Here is a 5,545-nt window from a genome sequence, read left to right as displayed (position 1 = left end):
GTCAGTCACTATCGGTGCCGATCACAAGTTCGTCGATCGAATTGACGATGGCGTCAACCCCTGGTTGCCGCGTTTTTTGAGCCGCGCCGGCGACCAGTACAAAACCAGCAGTTGGAGCCGAGAGCGCCGCTTCCCGGTCGACGTTCGAATCCCCTACGTACAGGGTTCGTTCAATAGATACACCGAGGACGGCTGCGCCGAGGCGAAGCGGTTCGGGGGAGGGTTTAGGAGCAACCCCATCGTCCCCGGCCACGATCACGCCGACGAGTTCGCTGATTCCGAGCCGGTCGAGGCCGACAAGGGTGGCTCCTCGATCGTCGGAGGTGACCACACCGATCTTCAACCCGGCAGCCACCAGCCGTTGCAGAGTGTCGGCCACCGACCCGATCGGGGTCAAGTGTTCGTTGGTGGTACGGGCTGCCAACTCTCGAGCACGGGCTATCCGATCTGCGACGTTGACGATCCCGTGGTGTTCGAGGACCGCCCTCGTCTCCGACTGCAGCTGTCCCATCGTGCCGGCCGCCAGGAGCCCGTTGGCAACAACCTCGCCGTTGTGAACCCCGATCACGTTTCCAAGTTCCTCGGCAAGTTCGGCGTCTCCGCCCGAGGCCACTTCGATCCATGCCTGCCCGGCCGGGGACCACGAAGCGAGTAAGTCGATCAAGGTGCCGTCTTTGTCGAAGATGACGGCGTCGACGTCAAACCGGGCGTCACCAGCTCCAATGATCATCGAACGAGTTCAGCCGTCAAGCGGATGTCAGCTCAAGACCCAGCAGGCGTGCGGCGGGAACGTCACCTCGACGGTGTCCCCGACCGACGGCATATCCAGAAGCCGTTCGTTGAAGATGTCCACGGTCAGCGGGATCTTTCCCGCATCAACGACAACACGGACGATCGAGCCAAGGAACGATACGGTCTCGATCGTCCCGGGAATGCGATTGGTGTGCGAACCGTTCAGCTCGAGTTCCTCCGGTCTTAACATGATGTCAACCAGGGACCCCTGTGGTCTCTCGATCTTCGCCCCGGTGGTGATGACGGTGTCGTCGATACCAACCGTCCCCAGGCCCGCATCGATGACGGCCGCACTGACTCGGTTGAGACGCCCGACGAACGAAGCTACGAATTCGGTGGACGGATAGTTATAGATCTCAAACGGTTTGCCGACTTGTTCCATCTCGCCCTTGCTCATCACGACCACCCGGTCAGAGAGCGCCATGGCCTCTTCCTGGTCATGGGTGACATAGATGGTGGTGATTTCCAGGGAACGCTGAATCCGCTTGATTTCGTTTCGAAGTTCGTCTCGGATTTTGGCGTCGAGTGCCGAGAGGGGTTCGTCAAGAAGCAGGACCTTGGGTCGGATGGCCAAGGCTCGCGCCAGGGCCACGCGCTGTTGCTGACCGCCTGACAGCTCAAATGGGAAGGCCTTGGCTTTCTCCGGAAGACCAATCAGGCCCAACAATTCGTCGACCCTGGTGTGGATCTCATGTTTGTCGACGTTCTTCACTTTGAGGCCGAAGCCGATGTTCTCTGCCACGGTCATGTTCGGGAATAGGGCGTAGGACTGGAACACCATTCCGACGTCACGAGTGGCGGGTCGGGCATGGGTGATGTCCTCACCGGCGAGGGTGATGCGACCGGCAGTTGGCTGTTCGAAGCCGCCCACCATCCGCAGCGTCGTTGTCTTTCCACAACCTGACGGTCCGAGGAAAGACACGAACTCGCCCGGTTCGACCGAGAGGTTGAAGTCCGACACCGCCACCATGTCGCCGAAGGTCTTGCGGACACCTTCCAATGTGAGATATGTCATGCTCTTCTCCCTGCCCGATTGGTGACGTACGAAATCATGCCCAGGGCCAGCCAGGTGACCGAGAAGGCGATCAGTGTCAGCGCGGCGGCCTCAAACGGTTTGTTGCGAACGATGTCGGCCATGAACGGGGCCAGGGTCCGCTGGGCCATGTAGAGGGCGATCGTCAGTTCGCCAAGGACGATGGCGAACGTGAGCAAGGCCCCGGAGAGGATGGCCAGTCTGATGTTGGGAAAGATCACCTTCGTCACGATCGTCGGCCATCCGGCGCCCAAACTCTGGGCTGCCTCGGTCAGCGATCGCACATCGATCGAGCGGAGCCCGTTGTCGACGGACCGGTACATATACGGGAACGAAAGCGCGGCATACGCGCAGATCATCACGATGCGCGTCGAGTTGTAAGTGGAGGTCAGGAGTAGCGGCGGAGCCGAGTAAAGCCGGATGAGGGCCAGTACCAGCACAACGCCGGGGATAACGAACGGGAGCAATGTGATGAACTCGATGAACGGCCTCAGACGGGGCATCTTGAGAGCTACCCAATAGGCGGTAGGGACGATGATGAGCAAACTCACCACGATCGTGGCCAATCCATTGACGATCGACTGCCCGAAGGCCGGCCACATTTGTTCGTTCCCGAGTATGAGCCTCCACGCTTCCCACGTTCCATTGTTGTGCCTTAGTGAGAGTCGGATGGTCCCGAGCAGCGGTGTCACGAAATACACGACACCTAAGACGACAATGAGCCACGGCCAAAGTCGTCGGACCAGGCTGCCTTGTGGAGGAATCGGGTTCGATCCGGTCGGCTTGCCCGGTCCGCCGGCCGCACCATGCCCGGTGAGCGATCCTGATTGAGGTCCGGCGATGGTCATGCCAGCCACCTCTCCGACCGGCGCTGCAATATTGAATAGATGCCAATTGAGACGGCCATGACCGCCACCATCCCCATCGCTACCGCATACCCGAGGCCAGGGTTCTGTAACACGTCGCCCGAAATCTGCTGGCCGATCAGGATGGTCGCCAAACGGAGGTTTCCACCGGTCAGGGCAAACGCGGTGGCATGGGCGCCGAACGCGTTCCCGAACAGCAAAATCATGGCCCCGAGGATCGAAGGCATGAGCACCGGGAGAGCGATGTATCGCCAGTACTGGTAGGTCGACGCGCCGAGGTTCTCTGAGGCTTCCCGCCACTCCTCCTTCAGTCCTTCAATGGAGGGCGTGATGACCAGGACCATGAGGGGGAATTGGAAATAGAGGTAGACAACCGAGATCCCGATGAATGAGTAGAGGTCGAATCCCGCTTTGTACATGTCGAATCCGGCAGCCTTGAGCAGGATGGTAAACAGGCCGACCCTTCCAACCGTGGCGATGAATGCGGCGGCCAATGGCACACCGGCGAAATTGGAGGCGACCCCTGAAAAGGTACTGAGAAGTGACCGAACGGGTTTGGGAAGGCCTCCGAGCACCATGGACCAGGCAAGTAGAAAGCCGAAGATCCCTCCGACGAGGGCGGTAATGAGGCTGATCTTGATCGAGAGTCTGAACGAATCGATGACGACTGGAGTCGCCAGGTTGCGGTAATTATCGAGGGTGGTTGATCCGTCAGCCCCCGCCAGGCTGCGGGCGCCGAGGACGATGGTGGGCAGAATGAGTAGCGCCCCGGCAAACAGCAGGAAGGGCATGACCCCCAACCAGTTCCACCGGAAACGGAATGGGGGGCGCTTGGCGCCCCCCATGTCCTTATCGACTGTCTCAGCCACCGACATTGAGGCCGACGGTCGAGTCCCACCCGTCGACGATCAAGGCTTTGGCGGTCTCGATCTGCTCGATGGTCGGGAACACCGCACCGACCGTGTCGGGCAGCTTGGCAGCTAGATCTGCCGGAACGACGCCCCGGGCAGCCATATCCTCATACCGGATCGGGTTGCAGTAGCCGCTCAGCCATCCGAGCTGACCCTCATCGGAGTACAAGTACTCCATCCACAGCTTGGCAGCGTTGGGGTGAGGTGCATAGGCACTGATCGCTTGGACATACACCCCGCCGAATCGGCCGGTAGCCGGAACGACGACCTGGATGGAATCTCCGTTCTCATCACGGTTCGCCAGAGCGTTATACGTCCAGCGAATCGTCACGGGCGTCTCACCAGAGGCGACGGTACCTGACTCGGCGATCAACGGGACGAGGTTTCCTGCCGCGTTCAGTTGGGCAAAGAAGTCCAACCCGGGTTGGGCATCGTCGAGGGATCCACCGTTGCCAAGGGCCGAGGCGTAGACCGAGAAGATGGCCTGATTGGAGGCGCGGGGATCGCCAGCCAGTGCAATCTGACCGTTGTACTTGGGATCGAGCAGGTCGGCCCAGTCAGCCGGGACGTCCGGTTGCACGGCCGTGTTGACCTCAAAAGCCAGTACGCCGTAGTAGTCGCCGTACCAATATCCTTCGGCGTCCTTGGCATCATCCGGGATCGAATCCCAGGTCGACACCTTGTATGGCTGGATGAGTCCATCGGCCTTGGATGACGGACCAAAAGCAAGACCGACGTCGATGACGTCAGGTGCCTGCGGACCGGGGTTGTTCTGGTTGGCCTTGATGGCTTCGATCTCGTCGGCTGAACCGGCATCCGGTACGAGTTCGTTGACTTCGATACCCGGGTACTTCGCTTTGAAGCCGTCGATTACGGCGCCGTAGTTGCACCAGTCATGGGGCAGGGCGATCGTGGTCAACATGCCTTCGGCTTCTGCTGCCGCCACGAGATCGGCCATCGGGTCTGCGGCGACAGTGGTGTCGCTTGCAGCGGCGGTCGTGTCAGGAGAAGCGGCAGTTGTTGGAGTAGCGCCTACGGTTGTGCCGGGAGCGGCCGTGCTGTCGGTTGAGGTTCCTCCGCACGCTGCGACAACGGTCGCAAAGGCTATGAGGAGAGCGATTTTTCTTTTCATATGGTTGGCCTCCTTTTGGGTCGCCGTAATCGTAGGCGATGCGGAACAGTCGCGCGCCGTCAGAGACCATGGTTGGTCGATGACGATGGTGAGGGCGCGGTCGGTTCTTAGGATCTAGCCTTGAAGCAACAGCCGGCGCCGTCGCTAGGGGTCAGATCGAGGCTGGTCACGCCGCACCCCCGGGGGCGGTGAGGTCGAGGAAGACCTGCTCGAGGCTGCGGCCGCCGGTGAGTTCGGCCACCGTCCCCTTCGCGACCGGACGCCCGCGGCGAGGGGGAGGGCGGCGGGCACCGGATCAGTCCAGGGCTGGGCTGGCTCCGGTTGTCAGGACGATCAGGCCTCGACTGTCTCCTCGACCGGTGCTGCGTCCTCTGCTGCCTGCGCGCCCTCCTTCAGGTACGCGAAGTCGGCGGAGGTCAGCATGGGCTGGTCGATCCGCATGCCGTAGAAGGAACGCCACACCATGTACGCGCTGGCCAGGCCGAAGACGACGGCGAGGACCGCGTTGATGACCGGGTTGCCGATGATGATCGACAGCTCGATCGCCAGCATTCCGAACAGGGTGCTGAACTTGATGACCGGGTTCAGGGCCACCGAGGAAGTGTCCTTGAACGGGTCGCCGACGGTGTCGCCGACGATCGAGGCATCGTGCAACGCGGTGCCCTTGGCCTGGAGGTCGACTTCGACGATCTTCTTCGCGTTGTCCCAGGCGCCACCGGCGTTGGCCATGAAGATGGCCTGGTAGAGCCCGAAGATGGCGATCGAGATCAGGTAGCCGATGAAGAAGAACGGCTCGACGAAAGCGAACGCC

Annotated in this window: 6 protein-coding genes; all 6 read right to left on the bottom strand. The window is 61.0% G+C overall.

The window, feature by feature from the left end:
• Nucleotide 1: 1 nt before the first annotated feature.
• A complete protein-coding gene (locus tag JJE47_08765; GenBank protein MBK5267512.1) occupies nt 2-730 on the bottom strand; it encodes an HAD family hydrolase in 729 nt (242 codons plus the stop codon).
• A 27-nt stretch (nt 731-757) separates the two neighbouring features.
• Nucleotides 758-1,807 carry an ABC transporter ATP-binding protein gene (locus tag JJE47_08760; GenBank protein MBK5267511.1) on the bottom strand — a complete coding sequence of 350 codons (1,050 nt, stop codon included), beginning with the start codon at nt 1,805-1,807 and terminating at the stop codon, nt 758-760.
• On the bottom strand, nt 1,804-2,673 hold the full coding sequence (locus JJE47_08755; GenBank protein ID MBK5267510.1) for an ABC transporter permease subunit: 870 nt from the start codon (nt 2,671-2,673) through the stop codon (nt 1,804-1,806). Before JJE47_08755 ends, JJE47_08760 begins: the two co-directional genes overlap by 4 nt.
• Nucleotides 2,670-3,536 carry an ABC transporter permease subunit gene (locus JJE47_08750; GenBank protein MBK5267509.1) on the bottom strand — a complete coding sequence of 289 codons (867 nt, stop codon included), beginning with the start codon at nt 3,534-3,536 and terminating at the stop codon, nt 2,670-2,672. The genes JJE47_08755 and JJE47_08750 overlap by 4 nt, the downstream gene beginning before the upstream one ends.
• Nucleotides 3,537-3,552: 16 nt before the next feature.
• Nucleotides 3,553-4,734 carry an extracellular solute-binding protein gene (locus tag JJE47_08745; protein MBK5267508.1) on the bottom strand — a complete coding sequence of 394 codons (1,182 nt, stop codon included), beginning with the start codon at nt 4,732-4,734 and terminating at the stop codon, nt 3,553-3,555.
• Between the two features lie 333 nt (nt 4,735-5,067).
• A partial coding sequence (locus JJE47_08740; GenBank protein MBK5267507.1) for a sodium/proton-translocating pyrophosphatase occupies nt 5,068-5,545 on the bottom strand: 478 nt, incomplete at its 5' end.

The organism is Acidimicrobiia bacterium, from assembly GCA_016650365.1.
Lineage (GTDB): Bacteria > Actinomycetota > Acidimicrobiia > Spongiisociales > JAENVV01 > JAENVV01.
The sequence above is the reverse complement of the archived record's forward strand: the minus strand, read 5'-3'. Positions and strand labels throughout refer to the sequence as shown.

Coding starts and splice junctions, on each gene's coding strand:
- JJE47_08765 (MBK5267512.1), bottom strand. CDS start 730: ATGATCATTGGAGCTGGTGACGCCCGGTTTGACGTCGACGCCGTCATC.
- JJE47_08760 (MBK5267511.1), bottom strand. CDS start 1,807: ATGACATATCTCACATTGGAAGGTGTCCGCAAGACCTTCGGCGACATG.
- JJE47_08755 (MBK5267510.1), bottom strand. CDS start 2,673: ATGACCATCGCCGGACCTCAATCAGGATCGCTCACCGGGCATGGTGCG.
- JJE47_08750 (MBK5267509.1), bottom strand. CDS start 3,536: ATGGGGGGCGCCAAGCGCCCCCCATTCCGTTTCCGGTGGAACTGGTTG.
- JJE47_08745 (MBK5267508.1), bottom strand. CDS start 4,734: ATGAAAAGAAAAATCGCTCTCCTCATAGCCTTTGCGACCGTTGTCGCA.